The organism is Komagataeibacter sp. FXV3 (genome assembly GCF_015155755.1).
GTDB lineage: Bacteria > Pseudomonadota > Alphaproteobacteria > Acetobacterales > Acetobacteraceae > Komagataeibacter.
Genome location: NZ_VWPI01000162.1, coordinates 44,764 through 62,826, shown reverse-complemented (window position 1 = coordinate 62,826; position 18,063 = coordinate 44,764). Strand labels below are relative to the sequence as shown.

The following is an 18,063-nucleotide window of genomic DNA, read 5'->3' as shown; positions in this document are numbered from 1 at the left end:
TGTATAAGAGACAGTTCCTGTCCCATTGGCACTGCCTGCGCGATTGAAGCCGTGGTTTCCACGCCCCGTGCTGTTGCGGCGCCACCGGCCAGTGCCATGATCTCACTGGCATTCCCCCGCACCACGGCTGGCCCCTTGGCTTTCAGGGTGCGAATGATGGCGTCGTATTCTCCCACGCCCGCCCCCATGGCCACCGGATCCAGCACCCATGGCACATGACCGGCATTCGCTGCATTCACGGCATTCAGCATGTCATCTGCCGTGCAGTTGATCAGCCCCGCCGCATTGACCCACATTGCCCCGGCCAGCCGCCCGAAACCGGCCGGCCAGCCCGGCGCCGCCCCGATGGCTGGCGCCGCCCCCACCGCCAGCAGCACATTGGCGCTGAGGGCAGCCGCAACATAATTGGTCAGCCCATAGATAAACGGGGCCTGCACCCGGATCCGCCGCAGGACAGGGGGGCAGTCCGGATGGTCGTAATCCATGGACAGGGTTGCAGCATGCATCAGGGGTCACTCCTTTCGCACATATCCAGACAATGGGTCGGCTGACACTGACAGGGGGTTGCCTTTTGGTTGTAATCGACTGAAAAACAAAGGACGCATCCGGTTCAATCATGCCGGGGACCGCCTGAATTCCATATATGATTTACCCGCCGCCATATCGTAGCAGGAACATGCCGTGCGACCAGCTTTCCTTTATGCCCCTGTCATTCTTGCCGCAGGATTACTGGCTACCCATTCCGCATGGGCCGCGGATGCGCTGGGACAACCGACCGCCAAAATCTGTTTCACCCTGCATGATGCCGCCCTTGCAGGCGGGTATTCATGGGGCAAGGGACGCCTGTTCTTTGGCAACCATTCCTATCCGGTCAAGATTACTGGCGGTGGAGCGGTTGGAATCGGTTACAGCAAGCTGAAGGGCGAAGGGACGGTGTACAACCTTGCCCGACTGTCGGACATCAATGGGACCTACTGGTCCGTACGGGCAGAAGCGACCATAGCCCGTGGCCGCAATGTCGCGGTGCTGGACAACAATCATGGCGTGGACATCAAGACGACCATGCACACCAGCGGCGCCCACCTTGCCGCCGCCGTGATGCGGCTGACGCTGCGTGTGGACCCGGGTCGGGAACGGGTTGATCCCCTTCCGACCACTTGTTCCTTCCCCATCCATTAAAGGACAGCTTTGGCGGCATCACGATGCTTTTTTCAAAAGTCATCACCAGATGCCGCTTTTTTTAAAAAAGACGGCATCCTGAAACTTTTAGCGTTTTCTAAAGAGTTTACGAAAATCAGGGTCGGGTTCCCCTAGATCGTGCTGATTACGATTTCCACCAGGTTGGGACGACCGGACGCCATTGCCGCCTCGATAGCTGGGGCAATGTCACCCGCACGGGTAATCAGGCGCGATTCCAGACCATAGGATGTCGCCATGGCCTGATAGTCGACCGGTGGATCGCACAGGTCCATTGCCAGGAAGTTTCCCTCGCGCGCGGAAACATAATGCGTCTGTCCGCGCATGAACCCCTTCAGCACATTATATTCGCGGTTGTTCATCACCACGAAGGTGACCGGCAGCCGTTCATGCGCAGCCGTCCATAAAGCCTGTGGAGAATACAGGGCCGCCCCGTCCCCCACCAGGCAGACGACAGGCTCACGCCCCAGACCCAGCGACGCCCCGACCGCCGCAGGCATGCCCCAGCCCAGCGCGCCACCGCGCAGGAAGGAATATTGCGCAGCCCAGTCACTATCGAGGAACATGCGTGTGTAGGAGGATGTTGCAATCGCTTCATCCACGATCGCGACCCGCGGGCCAATGGCTCGCACGGCCTCATGGGCGGCAACGCAGGGGGCGATGACCGGATCATCACGATGTCGGGCAACCAGCATTTCCGCCTCCGCGCGCCTGCTGGCCCGGGCGGCGGTGACACGTGCGCGGGCCGCATTGAATTCGGCCCGGCGGGGCTGTGTCGCCTGCTGCAGCAGCGGAATAAGCACATCAAGCGACGCGCGGATATTGCCCACCAGCGAAAGCGGTGTCTGGAATGTGCGGCCCAGGTCACGTACATCGGCCGAAACCTGATAGACCGCGCATCCCGGCGGCACGGGTGAGCCTTCGGAATACAGGATGGTAATCAGCGATTTGCCGCCCAGCGCGAAGATCGCATCATAATCCGCCAGCCTGCGCGCAATGTCGGTCGCGCGCGTGGGCATGTTGCCCGCCCATAACGGGCAGGACGTTGCAAACGGGATACGCGATGGCCATGACGCGCCATAAACCGGCGCGCCAAGGATCCCGGCCACTTCGGCCACCTGCGTCGCCGCATCTGCGCCATGCACCTCATCGCCCGCGATGATCGCAAGCCTGCCCGGCGTGATGCCAGCCAGCGCGCGCGCCAGTTCCGGCAGGCCGCCCGCTATGGATTCACGGTTGATGACGGATGGGGAACCGACATCGACATCACTGGGTTCCTCCATCACATCCATGGGCAGGGACAGGAAAACCGGCCCGGACGGGGCCGCCATCGAATCGTTGAAGGCACGCCGCACCAGCACCGGCAACTGGTCCGCATGCAGGACTTCCTGCGCCCATTTGACCGCAGGCGTCGCGATACTGACCAGGTCGCCAAACAGCAGCGGGTCGGAAATCGTATGCCGCGAGTCCTGCTGTCCTGCCGTCACCACCAGTGGCGTCTGTGATACGCTGGCGTTCAGCAGGTTTCCCATGCCGTGCCCCAGCCCCCCTGCCGTATGCAGGTTGAGGAAGCCGGGACGCCCGGCCGCCTGTGCGTAACCATCAGCCATGGCCACCACGCTCGCTTCCTGCAGGGCGAGGATATAGTTCAGGTCCGGACGGCGCTGGAGCGCATCGATCAGGGGCAGTTCCGTTGTGCCGGGATTGCCGAAAATATAGCGAACCCCCTCACTTTCCAGAATTTCCAGCAGGATATCGGCACCCCGCCGTCCCCCTGCCCGCCGTGCTGCGACCTCAAGCGGTGTAATGGCCATGCTGTCCTCTGCGTGCATTGACGGTCCGGCCATCGCACCACGTTTTCGGGATCGGGTCCACCATGGGACGGTCAGGACGGATGCCATTTTTATCTTGATAATGATAATTATTATCATTATTAATCATAACACCCGTGGGTCGCCCGACAGATTCCCAACCGTCGATTTCCCAACTTGTCCACGGAACCTTACGGCATCGCCCGCAACCCGGGTGATGCCGTTTTTTTATCCAGTGGGTACATGGCCCTGCAGGAAGATATTTTTTTACGGCAGGCAGGCGATAATCTTACACTTTCAATTGACCCACGTACCGGACGTGAAGATGATGCCATAACATCCAGCCATGAAAGTGAGCCCTTTGCCCGCTGACGGTCCCGCTATCCTGTCCGCCCCCACAACCGTTCATGACGGGACCAGTGAATGGGCGACACCCGTACCTGCCCTGATCGACGCGCTGCAGCACAGTGGCATCCTCATGGCACACCATGTGGCGGCGGCCCGGTTCTGGGCCACGGATTACCGGATTGGCGTAATGGGACAGGAAGACCCGTATCTGGTGGACCGGACATCACCGGGTCTGTCCGCGCGACCGCTGAACAGGCGCATGGGGTCAATCAACCGTTACAGGTATATTCACGACATCATCGGCAACCGCTACGAGCGGATCCTGATCGCCGCCATGATCAACAACCAGCCGCTGAATGAAATAGCCAGCCATGTCCACTACGACCCCCGGCATATGGGCAGCGTGCTGGCGCTTCTGCTGGATTTCCTGACCCAGCATTATGACGCCATGCCCGGCCATCTGTGGCGCGGCTGATCCATCACGCCGACAACGGGTGGCCTACAGATAAAAAAAAGGCGCCCCGGACAAACCGGGACGCCTCTTCAGGTCCTGTCAGCGATAGGCTTCGGCAAAGGCCGCCGCCGCACCCAGCAGGCCTGGCTGCGGGTAGGTAATCAGCTTTACGGGCATTTCCGCCATCATGCCCTCAAACCGGCCCTTGGCCACGAACCGTTCGGCAAAGCCGGAACTGGGCAGGTGCTGGGCCAGACGCAGGCCAAGCCCGCCGGCAATCACGACGGCACCGCCACCCTGCGCCAGCGCAAGGTCGCCCGCGACCGTGCCAAGGCTGAGGCAAAAACGCTCCAGCGCGGCTGCGGCCACCGGATCAGAACCCTCCAGCGCCATGGTCCACAGCGCCTTGTCATCACGCGCCTTGACCGACAGTTCCCCCATTTCGGCAATCGCCTCATACAGGTTGAGCAGCCCCGGCCCTGACACTACGCGTTCCACCGATACACGGCGGTAACGACGGCGCAGGACGCTCAGGATCCGGTCTTCCAGCTGGTCCAGCGGGGAAAAGTCGATATGCCCGCCCTCGGTCTCGCATACGAAATAACCGTTCTTGCGCCGTACGATATAGGCGGACCCCAGACCCGTGCCCGGCCCGACGACGGTAATCACGCCCTGTTCGGGCAGTGGCTGGTCGGGACCGCAGATATGCTGCAGGCTGTCTTCACCCACCTGCGCCACGGCATGGGCTACGGCGCCAAAGTCATTGACCAGGATCAGTTCGTCCACCCCCAGCTTGACCGGCAGCCACGCAGGCTGGATGACCCACGGGTTATTGGTCAGCTTGAGGATATCCCCCTTGATCGGGCAGGCCACCGCGATCCCCGCAGCTTTGGGCAGGGGACGATCAACCACGCGGGCAAAGGCTTCCCATGCCAGCTGCAGGCTGGCGTGGTCGGCACATTTCAGGGTTGTGGCTTCCCCCAGCGTGACAACCCGCCCCTGATCAACCTGGGCAATGGCGAAGCGCGCATGCGTGCCACCAATATCAACTGCTACGATCTCTTTCATGTCCGGTCGCGCTCCGTGGCCATACGGCAGCTCCTTGCCCCGCTATTACAATAAAAACAGTCTGCGATTGTGCCCTTTCCCATGCATTTTATGCAACAGAACAGGCAATTCAGGTGCCGCAGACAGATCGGTTAACACATCTATCCAGAAAACAAGACCAGCTATCGTGCGATTTCATTGATAAATGTCACGAAATGGCCACAATCGTTCCGGTCAACATTAAAACATATTACATAAACCCTGCCCCGGTGGGGAATCAGTCCATCTGGTCCGCCTTGATGGCCGAAAGGATCCGCCGCTTGAACGGCCACGGCATCAACGTATCCACCAGCCGCAGCACGGAAAACACGAAGGGGAAGACCAGATGGGGTCGGTTACGGTCCACGGCGCGGGCGATCCTGCGCGCAGCGGCGGGCGCGGTCTGCAGAAATGGCTTCGCCCCCACCACGCGGCGGCTCATGGGGGTATCCACAAACCCCGGTGAGACCAGTGTCACCCCGATCCCCAGCGGGGCAAGCGCCATCTGCTGTGCCTCGGCAAAGCGTTTCAGCCCGGCCTTGGACCCGGAATAGGCGGCAGCGAACGGCAGTGCATGGAAGGCGGCGACCGAACTGATCAGCACGATATGCCCCCGCCCGCGCGTGGCCATGCGTTCGGCCGCCGCCGCCGCCATGGCCGATGGCGTGGCATAGTTGACCAGTCCCAGATGCAGCACATCCTCCGCCCGTTCCACCACGTCACTTCCGCGGCGCATGTCTCCAAGCCCCGCGGCAAGGATGGCGATATCGATCGGATGGCTGTCATCATCCTGACGCAGGGCTTCAATCGCAGCAGCGCCATCAGACAGGTCAAGGATGCGCGTATGCACCGTGACGCCAAGGCTGCGGGCGCGTACAGCCACGTTTTCCAGCCGTTCGGCATTGCGTCCCCACAGGACAAGCGGCCGCCCGCGGGCGGCGTACAGCAACGCCAGTTCCGCCCCGATCCCGCTGGATGCCCCCGTAATCAGCACATATGCACCTTCATCCATGCGTGAACCGGACCTAACCGTCATTGTCTATCTTCCTTTTAAGGGTCCTTCTGTGCCATCAGCACAACAACAGGACGGACCACCGAATCATTTCTTTCAACCCCTGCCTGCATAGCCTGCCCCGTTCCGTGACGGAATGAAGGTCGATGCGGGTCATGTTCAGGATGCAACGAACCGGTCATGAACGAAACCGATCGTCTTACTATCATACCCGTTTCCGGCTTTCGTCAGATGACCACCTTTATCCAGCTGCCCCGCCGCCTGTACGCCGGGTTGCCGGGGTATGTCCCCCCCCTGGACCTGACCCAGCGTGACCTGCTGACCCCGCGCAAGAATTCCTTTTTTTGCCAGGGACGCGCGCAGTATTTCCTGGCCATGCGAGGCAACCGGGCGGTGGGACGCATATCCGCGCAGATCGACCCGGTTTCCATGGAGCATTATGGGGAACCGGTCGGTTTTTTCGGTGCGCTGGACGCCATTGATGATCTGGAGGTGGTATCCGCCCTGCTGGACGCGGCGGGCACGTGGCTGCGCCAGTATGGCATGAAGCTCATGCGTGGTCCGCAGACACTGGACAGCAATGGTGAGTTCGGGATGATGCTGGAAGGTCACCACGCCATGCCCATGGTGGCCATGCCGTGGCACCCGCAATGGCTGCCGGGCATGATGGATGCCTGTGGCGCCACCAAGGTGCGCGATCTTGTCGCCTACCAGATGCGGACCGGCCCCGATGCGGAGGAAGCCCACCTGGTCCCCGCCAGCCTGCGGCTGGGCGAAGGGCGGCTGGGCAATGTCACCACCCGTGGCCTGCGCATGGACCGCATCGATGAGGACGGGGAGATCCTGCGCACGTTGTACAACGATGCATGGCGCAACAACTGGGGATCGATTCCGCTGGCGCGCGAAGACATGCAGTCCATGATCGTGGAGATGAAGCCCATCCTGCGGCCCGAGCATTTCGTGCTGATCGAACAGGCGGGCAAGCCGGTCTGCGTGGCGCTGGTGGTGCCCAATGTGTTCGACATCTCCGCCGACCTTAATGGCGATCCGTCGCCGCTGGGGTGGCTGAAACTGGGCAAACGGCTGCTGCGACACGAATTCCATTCCGCCCGCGTCATCCTGCTGGGCGTCAGTTCCGCGCTGGACGGCACGGCGCTTGGGGCAATCATGCCCGCCCTTGCCATTACCGAACTCATGAAACGCGGTCGCAGCCTGCCCTACCGCACGATCGAACTGGGCTGGGTTCTGGAAAACAACCTGCCCATGCGCCGCCTGATCGAACGTATCACGCCCGAACCGTGCAAGCGCTACCGGGTTTACGACCTGTCGCTGGAAGACTGAGGGAACGGCCCCTCAGCCCCCATCCGCCACGTGGCTCCAGCCACGGCGGGCAAATGCCATTTCGTGGCCTGCCCCATCCATGACCTGCACGCCGTTGCCCGCGACAACCTGCCCGATACGGGTCACTGGCACCCCCGCACGCGCGGCATGATCCAGCAGACCAGCCTCATGCATGGATGGCACGGCAAGCAGCAGTTCATAGTCGTCCCCGCCACTCAGGCAGGTTGGCAGCCATTGGGGACCAAGTGCGCGCACGGCAGGGGACAGCGGCACCTGATCCGCGTGAATCACGATTCCCACCCCGCTTTCACGCGCCATGTGCCCCAGATCCTGCACCAGTCCGTCGGACACATCCATCCCGGCGGACGCGACATTCCCCAGTTCCAGCCCCAGCCGGGGACGTGGCAGCTGGTAACGGCCCGCCAGAAAGCCATCGGGATCGGCCACCTGCCCGCGTCGTGCCAGCAGGCCCATCGCACCATCACCAATCGTGCCCGTGACCCATATGCCGTCGCCCACGCACGCGGTACTGCGCCGTAACGCCCGTCCCGGTGCCACATGCCCCAGCACGGTCAGCGACAGCACCAGCGGCCCGGACGTGGATGTCGTATCCCCACCCAGCAGCGTAATGCCGAACTGGCGCTGGTCACACACAAGGCCTGATGCAAAGCCTGCAAACCATGCCTCATCGCGCGCGGGCGGCATGGAGACCGTCATGAGGTAGCCCAGCGGAGTCGCATCCATGGCGGCAAGGTCCGACAGGTTGCAGCGCAGCAACTTGCGGCCAACGGTATCGGATGGGTCATCGGGCAGGAAATGCACGCCTTCGACCATGGCGTCGGCTGCGATGACCAGTTCACGCCCGGGCGGCGGCATAAACACCGCCGCATCATCGCGCAGGTCAAGCGCCCCGTCCCCCGCAAGCGGCCGGAAAATACGGGCAATGAAGCCGAATTCCGCTGGCAGGCCATTATCCGACAGCGTGTCCTGTCCCATGGCCGTCATGCCTTTCTTTCGGGTTCAGGCGGGCTTGCTGTCGGGGGCGGCATCGGCCACCGGGGCATCGTCCACAACGACAACCGTTTCACTGCCCGTATCCGTCACGGGTGCTTCCGGTTCGTTGATCCGTCGCGACAACGCGTCGAGCACGCCGTTGAGCATGCGCGGCTCATCCCCGGCCAGGAAACCATGGGCAATATCCATGTATTCATTGATGATGACACGGGCCGGTATGGGATCCGCCCCCGTCATCTCGCCCCCTGCGGCATGCATGATCGCCCGCAGGACCGGGTCCAGCCGGGCCAGCGGCCATGACGCGGGCAGGATCTCATGCAGCAGCGTGTCAATGCGTTCCTGCCGGGCCATGGCACCACGCACCACGATACCGAACAGCCGTGCATCGGCGTCGGGTACATGCCCTTCGGCATAATCGCACTGGTCGGATGCGGACGTGCCCAGCCGGTGGCGCATGAACTGGTTTATGACGCGCTCCGGGCTTTCGTTCCCCTGTTCGATCTGGAACAGGGCCTGCACCGCCGCGACACGCGATGCGGTGCGGGAACGGACCTTGTGCTGCCGATCACCGTCTGTCTGTGTCATGGCGCGTTACTCCTGCTGTGGCATTGCTGCGAATTCTGCGTTTCATCGCCTCTTTGCGTGGCGGGGTCCAGTTCAATCTTTATCCCCGGAGCCAGATGGGGGCAGGTCTTCGCCCTTATCGCCCGAGACGGAGGCTGAAATCGTCTCCAGAATATCCGCGAAATCCTTGGTTTCCCGAAAATCCCAGTGCACGCTGGCGAAGCGGATATAGGCCACGGAATCAATTTCACGCAGCGTTTCCATAATCAGCCGGCCGATATCGCGTGAAGGGATATCCGTCTCCCCCGTGGCCTCCAGATGACGGACCAGTCCATTGACGATCCGTTCGATCCGGTCCGCCTCGACCGGGCGCTTGCGCAGCGCAATACGGACCGAGCGCGCCATCTTGTCACGCTCGAACGGGACGCGGCGGCCATCTGCCTTGACTACCACAAGGTCACGCAACTGCACGCGTTCGATGGTGGTGAAACGCTGCCCGCACGACCCGCATATGCGCCTGCGCCGGATGGCCGCGCCATCTTCATGCGGGCGGCTGTCCTTCACCTGCGTATCGTCATTTCCACAAAAAGGGCAACGCATGCAAAACCGTTTCCTGATTACGCGATGAAACAGAACACCCCGTGTAAACCGGGCGCGACAGGCTAGGCACCGACATCGGCCAGTACATCCAGCACCGCCGCACCATAGCGGGCCAGCTTGGAGCCACCCACCCCACGGATCATGCCCAGTTCATCCAGAGTGGTCGGGCGTTCAAGGGCAATATCATGCAGCACGGCATCATGGAAAATGACATAGGGCGGAATTTCCTGTTCCCGTGCCTCACCCAGCCGCCACTGCCGCAGGGCTTCATACCGTGCCGCGGCTTCCGGCGTCAGGTCAGCCATCTGGGGACGTTGCCCGCTGCCTGACACGCGCCCTGCCGTCTTCAGGTCCTCGGTCGCGTCCTCGCGCAGCATGATCTGCTCCTCGCCACGCAATATGGGCCGGGCACGCCCTTCCTCAAGGGCAAGGGCGTTATATTCCCCCGTCACCTTTATCGCGCCGCGTGCGATCAGTTGCCGGATCACGCCACGCCAGAAGGGTTCGGCCCGGTCTTTGCCAATCCCGAACACGCTCAGCTTTTCATGCCCATGACGCGACGCCATGTCCGACGCCTTGCCGCGCAGCACGCCCGCCACATGCACCGCGCCAAAACGCTGCCCGGTGCGATAGATGGCCGACAGGACCTTCTGCGCCGCCACCGTGCCATCAAACGTCGCGACGGGATTGCGGCAGTTGTCACAATGACCACAGGCCGTGGACAGTTCCTCGCCAAAACACGACAGCAGCGCCTGCGTGCGGCAGCCCGTGGTTTCGGTCAGGGCGATCATCGCTTCCAGCCGCGCACTCATGATCCGTTTCTGGGCTTCGGGCGCGTTGGACTGCTCCAGCCAGTACCGGGCACGGGCCATGTCATCGCCGCCATACAGCAGGACGGTCTCGGCCTGTTCGCCATCGCGGCCCGCGCGACCGATCTGCTGGTAATACCCTTCGGGTGAGGACGGCATGTCCAGATGCACCACGGCACGGACATCCGGCCGGTCAATGCCCATGCCAAAGGCGATGGTGGCGACGATCACCACCGGCTCACCCGAACGGAACCGCATGAGGGCGGCGCGCTTTTCCACTGGCGACAGGCCGGCATGGAACGGCAGCGCCGCATACCCCTTGCCCGCAAGCGAACGGGCAATCCGCTCGGTCTTGCTGCGGCTGCCGCAATAGACAATGGAAGCCGCCCCGCGATGGCGGTCCAGTATGCCGGTCAGCTGGCGCAGTTCCGACGTCTTGGGCTTTACGGCAATATCAAGGTTGGGCCGATGGAAACTGGCCTTCAGCACCGTAGCGTCCGGCATGGCCAGCGCGTCGAGGATATCGGTACGCGTGCGCGCATCCGCCGTTGCCGTCAGGGCAATACGGGGCACATTGGGGAAATGCTGCGGCAGGGCCGCAAGTTCGCGGTATTCGGGCCGGAATTCATGGCCCCACGCGGAAATGCAGTGTGCTTCGTCAATCGCGATGACCGACAGCGTCAGCCGTCCCAGCCGTTCCAGCATGCCGGGGGAAAGCAATCGTTCGGGCGAGACATAAAGAATGTCCAGCCGTCCGGCCATAAGGTCCGAACGGACACGGGCGGCGTCATCGGCTTCCTGTTCGGAATGCAGCGCGCCCGCATTCACCCCCAGCTGGCGCAGGGCCGCGACCTGATCGTCCATCAGCGCGATCAGGGGGGAAATGACAAGGCCGGTACCGGGCCGCGCAAGGGCGGGCACCTGATAGCAGACGCTCTTGCCACCACCGGTCGGCATGAGCACAAGGCAGTCCCGGCCTGCCATGACCTCATCCACGGCCTGCTGCTGCAGGCCACGGAAATCGGGAAAGCCGAAGACTTCCGCCAGCACATCACGCGGATTGCGTGATGCGCCGTCACCAGCCATCATATCATCAGGGGATAAGCCGTTATTCAGCGTCCACCAACCTCGATTTCGACGCGGCGGGACGCCAGGGAACCGTTTTCGTTGTTCAGCGGGCCACGCGGCTGCTGGCTGATACGGCTGGCGTCCACACCATCAACCGCCAGCTGGCGGGCCACGATCTTGGCGCGGTCGATCGCCAGCAGTTCATCAGCCGACAGGTCATGGCTGGCGGCGGCATAGCCTTCGACACGTACCCTGGCATGGGTCGATACCGCACGCTGGGCCGCCTGCGTGATCACCGTCTGGGCCGGCGTATCAAGCTGGGTGGAGTTCTGGGTAAAGAACACGACATATTTACCCGGATGGCCACCAGCACATCCTGTCAGCAGACCGAGACCAAGAAGAAGGGACAGGCGACGCATGATGGATTTACTCCTGATTCAGGGATTCAAGACGGATCGCTATCACCCTTCTGGCATGCCCGATCCGGTTTTCCGCTACTTCGTGCCCTGTGGGACTAGCCGCGTCAATCCTTTCCACCGGCATGGCCACCCCGTCATGAATGGGCACTGACCACTTTCCCGCCAGAAATATGCCATATCTTATCCAGATTTTCGACACCTGTCAGGCGATGCGCGATCAGGATGACGGTGCGGCCCCGTGTCACGTCATTCAGGGTCTGGAGGAATTCCTGCTCGGTGCGTGCATCCAGCCCGGTGGCTGGTTCATCCAGTATCAGGATCGGCGCGCGTGACAGCAGCACGCGCGCCAGCGCCAGCCGCCTGCCCTGCCCGCCAGACAGGCTCGCCCCGCCTTCACCCAGCCAGCTATCCAGCCCATCAGGCAGTTCGCGCACCACATCCGCAATCCGGGCCTGTTCCAGCGCGGTCCACAGATCGGCCTCACTCGCGTCGGGGCGGCCAAGCAGCAGGTTGGCGCGAATCGTATCGGCAAACAGGTGCGTGGCCTGCGACAGCCATGCAATCCGTCCCCGCAGATCATCGTCGCGGATGGTTGCGATATCCCGCCCACCCAGCGTGATGCACCCGGCCTGAGGTGCCACCGCCTTCAGCAGTAGCGCCGCCAGCGTGGACTTGCCCGCACCCGACGGTCCCAGCACCGCAATGCGCTGGCCCGCCGGGATGTCCAGGTCCAGGTCATCCAGCACCGAGGCACGGTCAGCACTCCAGCGAAAGGATACATGCCGGAAGCTGATGTCAGTGCCCGCCGGCGCGGGTTCCGTGCCTTCGGGGGGCGCGTGTTCGGGCATTTCGCTCACGGCCACGACCCGGGCCGCAGCCCGGGTAATGCTGCCCGCCAGCGCGCCCGCGCGGGTCAGGCCGCCCACCGTTTCAAACGCCGCGACCGTCAGGAACAGCACCGCCGCCGCAGGCAGCGGGGCAATGCGTGGCAGGCCCAGCCCCAATGCGGCAGCCAGAACCGCCACCACCGCCGCCTGTCCGCACAGATAGGACGCAGCCCCCGCCATGGCCAGCATCCGAGCCTGTTTCATCTGCGCGCGATACAGGGCGTCATCACGGTCACGGACATGGGCCAGCATGCGCCCTTCCGCCCCGAAGGTCGCGATTTCGCGCAGGCCACCCACCATGTCCAGCACACCGATACGCAACTGCGCGCTGGCATGGTTGACCAGCCCGCCCTCGCGCCGTCCCATCATGGCGGCGATCAGGGGCAGGACAAACGCACCGCAGGCAAACAGTCCCGCCACGACAACCGCCAGCACGGTGCTGACCATGTTGATGGCGATGAACAGGAACGGCAGCACCAGGCACGCACCCAGCAGCGGAATGATGATGCGCAGGTACAGCCCGTCCAGCGTCTCGACATCGGATACCAGCCGCGACAGCAGGTCACCCGCGCGACGAAAGCCAAGACCCGCCGCCGCACCACGCGCCAGGTTGCGAAAGAACCACACCCGCACATCCGCCAGCGCACGGAACATGGCGTCATGCGTGACCAGACGCTCGGTATAACGCAGGATGACCCGCGCACCGCCGAAGATACGCAGCGCCCCGGTCGTCACCACGATCATGCCCAGCGTCATCGCGGCCACCCGCATGCCCGCCTCGCGCATCAGCACAAGACCGATCAGCACGGCCAGCAGGGACAACAGCGCACCCGCGGTCAGCAGCGGGGCGCGACGCTGCCATATATGCAGGATCTGCAGCACCGGCCCCATCACGCCTTCACGCCGTGCCTGCCGTGCGAATTCCCGGTTTTCCGAGGATTTCACGATGCATTCTCCCCACTGGTGACAATCCGGCCATGATCAAGGTCCACCCTGTGCCCGCCGAACCCTTCCGCCGCCACGGAATGGCTGGCGAGGATAACCGTGCGATTGGCCGCAAGCGCACGCAGGCTGCTGAACACGTCGGCTTCGGTCTGCGGGTCAAGGTGGGATGTCGGTTCATCCAGCAGGAGCAGCGGCGCGTCCTTGAGGAAGGCGCGCGCGATCGCCACACGCTGCGCCTGCCCGCCCGACAGGCCGAACCCGCCTTCACCAATCAGGGTTTCAAGCCCGTGCGGCAGGTTGGCGATGAACCCGTCCGCCGCCGCCGCCCGGATGGCGGCCTGCAACTGCGCGTCCGTCGCATCAGGACGGGCGAACAGGATGTTTTCGCGCAGGGTGCCCGCGAACAGGACCGGCTTCTGCCCGATCCATGATGTCATGGCCACCAGTGCCGTGGGGTCAATGGTGGTCATGTCAACACCGTTGATGGTGATGCGCCCGCTTTCGGGCTGGATGAAGCCCAGCAGCATTTCGATGATGGTGGACTTGCCCGACCCCGACGGCCCCCACAGCACCACCGTCTGCCCGGCAGGTGCTATAAACGAGACATCATCGAGTGTCGCGCCACGCGCGGGATCCCATGTGAAGCCCACATGCTCGAACGCGACACTGATGCCCTGCCCCGTTTCACATACGGCCTGACCCGCCGCCCGCACCGTCGTGGCATCCGGCAGGATCCGCATGGCCGCAGCCGCACCCGATGCATGAGCACGGTCCTGATACGCCAGCGCAAGGCTGCGGAAGGGGGCGAAGAATTCGGGCACCAGCAGCACGACAAACAGACCGCGCGCCACATGGACCGCCATGATGGCTGCAGGCACGCCCTGATCATGCAGCGCCATAAGCTGCGCGCCATTGCGCAGCGCCACCAGCACAAGGGCCACAACCATCGCACAGTCAATGGAGGCCGAGGACAGGAACGCAACCCGCAGCACCTTCATGGTGCGTACGCGCAGTTCCTCCGCCGCGGCGGCAAGGCGGCGGGTTTCATCTTCCGTCCGGCCCGACAGGACAATGGTGGCGATCCCGCGCACGCGGTCAAGGAAGCGGGCCTGCAGGCGGGTCATGGCCAGGAACTGATTGCGTGAGGCAACCGCCGCCCCGATCCCGAACAGCGCCTGTCCGAACGGCACGGCAATGCCGCATATCGCCATGATCAGCGCCGAACCGGGCTGCACGAATGCCGCAAGGACACCGATGACAAGCGGGGCCGCGATCCACAGCACGGAAGCGGGCAGCCAGCGGGCGAAGAAACCGTCCAGTGCCTCGATCCGGTCAACGGCCAGTGCCGTCAGTTCCCCCGTATGATGGCGGCGCAGCAGCCCCGGCCCGCCACGCAGGATGGCGTCCAGCACCCCGCCACGCAGCCGCGCGCGTGCCTTCATGCCCGCGCGGGCGGCAAGGATGTCCGACCCCATCTGCAAGACAGCGCGCACGATGGCCAGCACCACCAGTCCCGCCAGCGACCACGTCACCGCTGCTTCCCCGCCAGGCACCAGCACGCTGGCCAGTACGCTGGCAATGCACCAGACCTGTCCCACCGCGGTCGCAGACAGGGCCAGTCCCAGCAACACAACCGGCATGGCCTGCCGGCGCCCAAGACGCGACTGTGCCTTCGTCCACGCCTTCATCACTGTCTTGTCATCGTTCATGACCGCTCCCTATACCGAAGGACACGACACAGGGACAGCCATCATCCACGGCTGAAAACCGTCCAGACCATAACTCTGCCATGCATTTTTGCATGGATTCAGCCTGCCGTTTCATCCTGTTCGGGCTGCTTTAGTGGAAAAACAAGGACATACCGTGTCCCGTTTTCCTCAAACATCTGCAGTTCACCGCCCAGTTGCCGGGCAAAGCCACGGATCAGCTGCATGCCGATGCCGCTGCGCCCTTCCTCCGTCCCGGGCTGGTTGCGCACCGCCGCCATGCCCACACCGTTATCAGCGATCCACAGGCATGCCCGACCGCCGGACAGCGCGCGCAGGCCGACTTCCAGCGTACCATGCTGCCGATCGGGGAAAGCATATTTGATCGTGTTGCTGACCGCTTCCGTCACGATCAGCGCAAGGGGCACCGCCTGGTCGGGTACCATCAGCAGGTCATCGACGCGGATATCCAGCGTGATGCGGCTTTCATCGGATTCACCAATGGCATGCATGATCTGGCCACACAGTTCACGCACGAAGCTCTGCATGTTCAGGCTGTACAGTTCGCCATCGGCGTAAAGATAGCGGTGAAGGGTGGCCAGCGCGCGCACGCGGTCACGCGCCTGCGCGAATTCCTCACGCGCGGCGGGCAGGCGGATGCGCCCTGCCTGCAGGTTCAGCAGCGACGCCACGATCTGCAGGTTGTTCTTGACGCGGTGATGCATTTCCTTGAGCAGCAGTTCCTGCCGGGCCTGCGCGCGTTCCAGCCGTTTTTCGTGCCGCGCCAGCTTGCGGGTGGCCTTGCTGAAAGCATGGGCAAGCTGCCTGACCTCCAGCGGCATGGCCCAGTTGGAACGCACATCATACATGCCGCCCAGCTGCCACTGGTTGACCGACGTGGTCAGCTGGCGCAACGGCGTGATCACCAGCACGTCGGCACTCTTGGATGCGCCCAGCAGCCCCATCAGCAACAGCAGTCCGCTGCTGACCAGCGATATGGCGAACATCACCACCGCGTGCCGTTCACCCGCGTTGCGGCGCGTCATGCTCAGCACATGGACGCCATCCTGCACGCGGCCGATCGAAAACGACCCGTCAGGCAGGGTGATGTGGGCATGTTCCTCCCCCATCGCCAGCGTGCCACGCGCCCACTGCATGATACGTTCGGGCGGATGGGTGGCCCAGTTGCAATCCGAACAAAGGGGGGCGGACGCCCGGGCATGACTGTCCAGCAGCCATATCTCGACCGGGCCGTTCTGCTGCACCAGGTCCAGGCGCGGGTCACTGGCCTGCAGTATGGCGCTGCGCCATGACAGCGGCATGATGGCCGTAAGATAGCCGGGGCGGGCGGGCCTGCCGGCATCATCATAAATGGTGGTGGAAACCGTAATGCGGAAATAACCGGGCACATGGGTCACCGGATCGTTCAGCGCGACGATCCCCACATCCCCCTGGAAACGGGGCATGGCGTCCATGGTCAGCGGGGCCGACCCGCCCTGCTGCCCGACAGCGGTCAGGATGTTGCCACGGTCATCCGCCAGCGCGATCTGGCTGTAATGCCGTCCGGTCAGCGACTGCACCAGTTCAAGCATATGGCGCAGGCCCGCATCATCCAGCCGCATGCGTGAGACGGCCTGCAGTAGGGAGCTGAGATGTTCGGCTTCATGACGCAGTTCAAGGTCGATGCGCGATACCGTGAGGTCGGTACGGTCACCGGGCGCCTCAAGCGTGAAACGGTAACTATGCCATGCCTGCACGGCCCCGATCAGGGCAATCGGCATGGCGGCCAGCAGAATGATCGCCATCATCCGGCCACGCACGGCATCGAATACGCGGCCCACACGACTGAACAGGCTCCGATGACGGACCTGCCTGCCGTGGCCGGAAGATGGGAATACGGACATGCGTTATTTTGTCCGTTTCCGGTCTTCCTCAATCAGACGCAGGAGTTCCTCGGGAACGGGCTCTTTCGTCACATCATCAAACAACTGATGCAATCCACGCTTCAGCCATAGCTCGAACGCATCATCCGATCTGGTTATGGACTTCTTTCCTGGTTGCCTGGGAGGACACTTGTCCTTCAGAGCCATCGCATTATCCCGAAGTAAATTCCCACTTCACACAATCCCTGTCTATGTCAGGGCTGCATCTTACCCTGCAGATTCCAAGATACTGATGAAGACATTACTGTCAGTGCCATATTCGTGCCGTAATTCAAAGTGGGAATCCACCCGATCAGACCGGCGCCGCAGGACGGGCCTGTACCCGTGTGCGCAGGCGCTGCACCGCGCCACGCAGTTCGACCGTGGAAATATCGCGTTCCTCACCATAAAGCCATGCAGCCAACTGGCGACGGGCGCGGAAGACACGACTCTTGGCGGTACCGACGGCGCAGCCGGTTGCCGCAGCCAGTTCATCATAGCTCATGCCCTGCATCACCACCAGCACCAGCGCCTCGCGCTGATCGTTGGGCAGGCGGTTCATGGCTTCGGCCAGTTCCTTGACCATCAGGCGTTCGTCATGCGCGCCGCTGCCAGCCATGGCTGATGCGGGCACATCCTCGATATTCCCGGTTTCACGCTTCTTGCGCAGGTCCGAGATGAAACGGTTGCGCAGGATACGGTGCATCCACGCGGAAAAATTGGTGCCCGGCGTAAAGCTGTGCTGGGCAGCCAGTGCATTGCACACGGCGTCCTGCACCAGATCATCCGCCGCTGCACGGTTGCGTGTCAGTGACAGGGCCTGAACGCGCAGACGGGGCAGGATTGCAATCATCTCGTCATGAAAGCTGTTGGTCATGTT

General features: G+C 62.9%; 17 protein-coding genes. 3 read left to right on the top strand and 14 right to left on the bottom strand.

The genetic code is table 11. From position 1 onward, the window contains the following. On the bottom strand, positions 1-506 hold a 506-nt coding region (locus F1542_RS15360; protein WP_193733804.1), incomplete at its 3' end, for a hydroxyethylthiazole kinase. Between the two features lie 175 nt (positions 507-681). Here F1542_RS15360 and F1542_RS15355 point away from each other — a divergent pair. Continuing rightward, entirely contained in the window at positions 682-1,179 is a 498-nt protein-coding gene (locus F1542_RS15355; protein ID WP_193733803.1) for a hypothetical protein, read from the top strand. A 131-nt stretch (positions 1,180-1,310) separates the two neighbouring features. Here F1542_RS15355 and F1542_RS15350 read toward each other — a convergent pair whose 3' ends face one another. Continuing rightward, the gene (locus tag F1542_RS15350) at positions 1,311-3,011 is read right to left on the bottom strand and encodes a thiamine pyrophosphate-binding protein (RefSeq protein ID WP_193733812.1); all 1,701 of its coding nucleotides are present in this window, start codon (positions 3,009-3,011) and stop codon (positions 1,311-1,313) included. A 349-nt stretch (positions 3,012-3,360) separates the two neighbouring features. Here F1542_RS15350 and F1542_RS15345 point away from each other — a divergent pair, with 349 nt between their 5' ends. Beyond that, a complete protein-coding gene (locus F1542_RS15345) occupies positions 3,361-3,831 on the top strand; it encodes a hypothetical protein (RefSeq protein WP_346011973.1) in 471 nt (156 codons plus the stop codon). A 78-nt stretch (positions 3,832-3,909) separates the two neighbouring features. Here F1542_RS15345 and glk read toward each other — a convergent pair whose 3' ends face one another. Both glk and F1542_RS15335 read right to left on the bottom strand, forming a co-directional pair. Continuing rightward, the gene (gene glk, locus F1542_RS15340) at positions 3,910-4,878 is read right to left on the bottom strand and encodes a glucokinase (RefSeq protein ID WP_193733801.1); all 969 of its coding nucleotides are present in this window, start codon (positions 4,876-4,878) and stop codon (positions 3,910-3,912) included. Between the two features lie 256 nt (positions 4,879-5,134). Continuing rightward, positions 5,135-5,932 (bottom strand): SDR family oxidoreductase, encoded by a 798-nt coding sequence (locus F1542_RS15335; protein ID WP_193733800.1) that lies wholly within the window; start codon positions 5,930-5,932, stop codon positions 5,135-5,137. A 156-nt stretch (positions 5,933-6,088) separates the two neighbouring features. Here F1542_RS15335 and F1542_RS15330 point away from each other — a divergent pair, with 156 nt between their 5' ends. After that, a complete protein-coding gene (locus F1542_RS15330; protein WP_193733799.1) occupies positions 6,089-7,249 on the top strand; it encodes a hypothetical protein in 1,161 nt (386 codons plus the stop codon). A 12-nt stretch (positions 7,250-7,261) separates the two neighbouring features. Here the strand turns inward: F1542_RS15330 and thiL are convergent, their stop codons facing one another. The 10 genes from thiL to F1542_RS15285 all read right to left on the bottom strand — a co-directional run bounded on the left by thiL (position 7,262) and on the right by F1542_RS15285 (position 18,060). Further along, positions 7,262-8,254 carry a thiamine-phosphate kinase gene (gene thiL / locus F1542_RS15325; protein WP_193733798.1) on the bottom strand — a complete coding sequence of 331 codons (993 nt, stop codon included), beginning with the start codon at positions 8,252-8,254 and terminating at the stop codon, positions 7,262-7,264. Between the two features lie 15 nt (positions 8,255-8,269). Beyond that, on the bottom strand, positions 8,270-8,848 hold the full coding sequence (nusB, locus tag F1542_RS15320; RefSeq protein WP_193733797.1) for a transcription antitermination factor NusB: 579 nt from the start codon (positions 8,846-8,848) through the stop codon (positions 8,270-8,272). Positions 8,849-8,920: 72 nt separating this feature from the next. Next, positions 8,921-9,427: a transcriptional regulator NrdR gene (gene nrdR / locus F1542_RS15315; protein ID WP_193733796.1), complete on the bottom strand. Its 507-nt coding sequence runs from the start codon at positions 9,425-9,427 to the stop codon at positions 8,921-8,923. A gap of 62 nt (positions 9,428-9,489) precedes the next feature. Beyond that, positions 9,490-11,325, bottom strand: coding sequence for a DNA helicase RecQ (recQ, locus tag F1542_RS15310; RefSeq protein ID WP_193733795.1), 1,836 nt, complete (start codon positions 11,323-11,325; stop codon positions 9,490-9,492). Between the two features lie 23 nt (positions 11,326-11,348). Further along, on the bottom strand, positions 11,349-11,723 hold the full coding sequence (locus tag F1542_RS15305) for an OmpA family protein (protein ID WP_193733794.1): 375 nt from the start codon (positions 11,721-11,723) through the stop codon (positions 11,349-11,351). Positions 11,724-11,857: 134 nt separating this feature from the next. Next, positions 11,858-13,555, bottom strand: a complete 1,698-nt coding sequence (gene cydC / locus F1542_RS15300) for a thiol reductant ABC exporter subunit CydC (protein ID WP_193733793.1) — start codon at positions 13,553-13,555, stop codon at positions 11,858-11,860. After that, the gene (gene cydD / locus F1542_RS15295; RefSeq protein ID WP_193733792.1) at positions 13,552-15,264 is read right to left on the bottom strand and encodes a thiol reductant ABC exporter subunit CydD; all 1,713 of its coding nucleotides are present in this window, start codon (positions 15,262-15,264) and stop codon (positions 13,552-13,554) included. Before cydD ends, cydC begins: the two co-directional genes overlap by 4 nt. 98 nt (positions 15,265-15,362) lie before the next feature. Next, positions 15,363-17,165, bottom strand: coding sequence for a sensor histidine kinase (locus F1542_RS15290; RefSeq protein WP_193733791.1), 1,803 nt, complete (start codon positions 17,163-17,165; stop codon positions 15,363-15,365). A gap of 3 nt (positions 17,166-17,168) precedes the next feature. Then, entirely contained in the window at positions 17,169-17,351 is a 183-nt protein-coding gene (locus F1542_RS17220; protein ID WP_227672783.1) for a hypothetical protein, read from the bottom strand. Positions 17,352-17,496: 145 nt separating this feature from the next. Next, complete coding sequence (locus tag F1542_RS15285) at positions 17,497-18,060, bottom strand: sigma-70 family RNA polymerase sigma factor (protein WP_193733811.1); 564 nt, start codon at positions 18,058-18,060, stop codon at positions 17,497-17,499. Positions 18,061-18,063: the final 3 nt, after the last annotated feature.

What these genes read in the sequence shown, in the direction of transcription:
- cydD (WP_193733792.1), bottom strand. Translation starts at nt 15,264, where the DNA reads ATGAACGATGACAAGACAGTGATGAAGGCGTGGACGAAGGCACAGTCG.
- thiL (WP_193733798.1), bottom strand. Translation starts at nt 8,254, where the DNA reads ATGACGGCCATGGGACAGGACACGCTGTCGGATAATGGCCTGCCAGCG.
- nrdR (WP_193733796.1), bottom strand. Translation starts at nt 9,427, where the DNA reads ATGCGTTGCCCTTTTTGTGGAAATGACGATACGCAGGTGAAGGACAGC.
- F1542_RS15285 (WP_193733811.1), bottom strand. Translation starts at nt 18,060, where the DNA reads ATGACCAACAGCTTTCATGACGAGATGATTGCAATCCTGCCCCGTCTG.
- F1542_RS15350 (WP_193733812.1), bottom strand. Translation starts at nt 3,011, where the DNA reads ATGGCCATTACACCGCTTGAGGTCGCAGCACGGCGGGCAGGGGGACGG.
- F1542_RS15290 (WP_193733791.1), bottom strand. Translation starts at nt 17,165, where the DNA reads ATGTCCGTATTCCCATCTTCCGGCCACGGCAGGCAGGTCCGTCATCGG.
- nusB (WP_193733797.1), bottom strand. Translation starts at nt 8,848, where the DNA reads ATGACACAGACAGACGGTGATCGGCAGCACAAGGTCCGTTCCCGCACC.
- F1542_RS15305 (WP_193733794.1), bottom strand. Translation starts at nt 11,723, where the DNA reads ATGCGTCGCCTGTCCCTTCTTCTTGGTCTCGGTCTGCTGACAGGATGT.
- glk (WP_193733801.1), bottom strand. Translation starts at nt 4,878, where the DNA reads ATGAAAGAGATCGTAGCAGTTGATATTGGTGGCACGCATGCGCGCTTC.
- recQ (WP_193733795.1), bottom strand. Translation starts at nt 11,325, where the DNA reads ATGATGGCTGGTGACGGCGCATCACGCAATCCGCGTGATGTGCTGGCG.
- F1542_RS17220 (WP_227672783.1), bottom strand. Translation starts at nt 17,351, where the DNA reads ATGGCTCTGAAGGACAAGTGTCCTCCCAGGCAACCAGGAAAGAAGTCC.
- F1542_RS15335 (WP_193733800.1), bottom strand. Translation starts at nt 5,932, where the DNA reads ATGACGGTTAGGTCCGGTTCACGCATGGATGAAGGTGCATATGTGCTG.
- F1542_RS15330 (WP_193733799.1), top strand. Translation starts at nt 6,089, where the DNA reads ATGAACGAAACCGATCGTCTTACTATCATACCCGTTTCCGGCTTTCGT.